Source organism: Acinetobacter sp. YH16052 (genome assembly GCF_013417155.1).
Taxonomy (GTDB): domain Bacteria; phylum Pseudomonadota; class Gammaproteobacteria; order Pseudomonadales; family Moraxellaceae; genus Acinetobacter.
Genome location: NZ_VPEO01000092.1, coordinates 1 through 2,571, shown reverse-complemented (window position 1 = coordinate 2,571; position 2,571 = coordinate 1). Strand labels below are relative to the sequence as shown.

At 41.2% G+C, this 2,571-nt stretch carries 4 protein-coding genes; 2 read left to right on the top strand and 2 right to left on the bottom strand.

Annotated elements, in window-relative coordinates; translation table 11 throughout:
* The first annotated feature begins 239 nt into the window (after positions 1–239).
* Positions 240–533: a type II toxin-antitoxin system RelB/DinJ family antitoxin gene (locus FTV42_RS16190; RefSeq protein ID WP_001277151.1), complete on the top strand. Its 294-nt coding sequence runs from the start codon at positions 240–242 to the stop codon at positions 531–533.
* Positions 526–807, top strand: coding sequence for a type II toxin-antitoxin system YafQ family toxin (locus FTV42_RS16185; RefSeq protein WP_001129137.1), 282 nt, complete (start codon positions 526–528; stop codon positions 805–807). Before FTV42_RS16190 ends, FTV42_RS16185 begins: the two co-directional genes overlap by 8 nt.
* 114 nt (positions 808–921) lie before the next feature.
* Here the strand turns inward: FTV42_RS16185 and FTV42_RS16180 are convergent, their stop codons facing one another.
* Positions 922–1,392, bottom strand: a complete 471-nt coding sequence (locus tag FTV42_RS16180) for a hypothetical protein (protein ID WP_004870960.1) — start codon at positions 1,390–1,392, stop codon at positions 922–924.
* Positions 1,389–2,360 (bottom strand): MobQ family relaxase, encoded by a 972-nt coding sequence (mobQ, locus tag FTV42_RS16175; RefSeq protein WP_136144369.1) that lies wholly within the window; start codon positions 2,358–2,360, stop codon positions 1,389–1,391. The genes FTV42_RS16180 and mobQ overlap by 4 nt, the downstream gene beginning before the upstream one ends.
* Positions 2,361–2,571: the final 211 nt, after the last annotated feature.

Genomic DNA, 2,571 nt, shown 5'->3' with positions numbered 1-2,571 from the left:
CATGATGCTATTGAACTGATGCTGAAATTAGAGCCTGAGTTTGTTCATAATTTATTAGAAGAAAAAGGCAAAACATTGGAAGACTTTAAAATTAACACTTTATAAAGTTATACATTTAACATAATGGTGGTTATACGAAATTCATTTGTTAGAAACCATTTATTACATCAAAAGTAATGAAAAAGTAAAGAATATGCCTTATATTATCTTTACTTTAATGGTTTTTGAGTGAGGAAATCATGTCCGCAGTCAATTTCAATATGCGCTTAGAAGCAGAGTTAAAAGAACAAGTCACGCCTATTTTGGAAGACTACGGTTTGACTATGCCCCAAGCATTCAAACTGTTCTTGAATCAAATCGTTAAAACTAAGGCGATCCCTTTATCTTTTGACTATGCGCGAGAAACTGCTTTAACTCCTAAAGCAGCAGCCAAGTTACTTCAATCTTTAAAAGAGATTGAAAATGGCGAGTACACCGAGTACGAAACGGTAGAAGAAGCGATTAAAGCTATGTCGGAAGAAGCACATGGCTAAACGTAAGATTATCGTAACCAGTTCTTTTAAACGTGATATTAAAAGACGTTATTTAGAACTGGTTACGGCTGAATGGGCAGAAGTATTAGATTGTTTAGTCGCAAATAATCCTTTGCCTGAAAAGTATTTAGATCATCCCTTGAAAGGTGGTGCAGAGTTTAAAAATTGTCGTGATTGTCATGTGAAGCCTGATTTAGTCTTGATCTATAGGCTTGTTGGTGACGATATTTTAGAACTGCATCAGTTGGATAGCCATTCCGAAATTTTTGGATGACTATCGCTCGATGCTTTGAAAGATGGCTTTAGCCATGTTTCAAAGTCGGGCAACTTTGCGACTGCTGTCATTGATTCGGTGATGGCAAGAGCCGAGCAAAGTACTGTCTAATCATTATTTTGGGTCAATCACACAATAATCCTTATTCGCTCCGTGACAGTCATTTTTCATGATGCGAACGCAAGACTTCCCATTGCAATTTTTAATATCTAGGCTGTATTTTTGTTCTAGCCATGCAACGTCTGCTCTACGCTGTTTGATTTCGTCCATGCTCGGCACATATAAAAATAATGCTAAAAAGAAAACGATCAGCAAGCTAACAAAAGCACTGGCGTAGATTGCCATGAATCGCCAGTCAAGTTGATTGGTTGCATTGTTTAATTCCCGAATACTGTTGTTGAGTGCGTCTATTTGCTTCTGATTGGCGTTTTTTAGGTGTTTTTCGGTCTTATTGAGTACTCCGCTAGCCACTTCCTTGTAAAACGCTTCTAATCGCTTGTTATCGTCTGCTATGGCTTCTCGATACTCTTTCATAGATGCCAGTAAAATATAGAGCTGGTCATCTAGGTCGTTTTGGTTGCTCATCGGTACATTCCGCCCTGATCTAAGTCTTGTGATGCTTTACGGTTGGCTCGCTCGGCTTGCTGTTGCTCTAGTTTTTGCTGTCGTTGTATTTCGGCTTGGCGTTCTTGTTCTAGGCGTTTAGCTTCTTGGTTTTTCTGCCATTGCTCGAAGCCTTGCTCGGCACGGTTTAAACCGTGCTGTAAAACGCTGTCTGTGCGCTGTTGCTGTTGTTTGAGGTGTTGGGCGTTGTGTTGCTTCACATGGTCGTTATAACGGCTGATTTCGGTGTCTATACCTTGTCTACGAAGTTGAGTGACCGAAGTCCCCTCATGAATGGTGGCTTGTAGTCCATTGTTCTGATCGGCATAGCTGCGGTGGTCTATTTTTTCTCGGTAGCCTGCTCGCTCCAGTGCGTGATTGGCTAAATCCGCCCATGTTTCCCGAATCTGTTTGATGTCGTCTTGGGTTGTTCCCATATTTAGGCTTTTGCGTTTGGCATTACTTAACTCAATATCGGTTTTTGTCGTCAAAGTGAGTTTATTGTCAGGGTCTAATTCAGCTTTTCGGGTGGTCAGCATGATATGGGCGTGATGGTTTTTATCATTTCCGCTTTTGCTGGGTTCGTGAATGGCTAAATCTGCGATCACGCCATAGCGATCAACAAGTGATTGGGCAAACTCTTTTGCCAAGTCCTTACGTTGATCTGCATCCAGTTCATCAGGTAAGGCAATCACCCATTCTCTAGCGGTTCGAGCATCTTTGCGGTTTTCGGACTGTTCCGCCAAGTTCCACAACTCGCTACGGTCTATTTCTATATCAAGGTTAGACACAATTTCGCTATGGGCGACACCGTCCTTTCTCGTAAAGTCGTGGGTTAGTCCTGTTCGTTCATCTTTGAGTTTTTCCCCTGAACGGTAGGCAGACGATGCAACCGCAGTTCGTCCCGAACTTCGATTCACTGTTTTTGTTGAGCAATGATAAATCGCCATTTTTTCTTTCGCCTTTTTAAATTGCGTAGCAATTTTTTGGGGTTAAGGGGATTCCCCTTACGCAACGATGACTTGAATGAAATTCAAGTCGTAAGTGCGCATTTCATGAAAAACACGATAGCATATTACCCGCTTGAATTTCAATTCATAGGGTCTTATGCTTGAGTGGTTTTCTATATTCCGAAATTAACCGTTATGACTAAATCTGCTG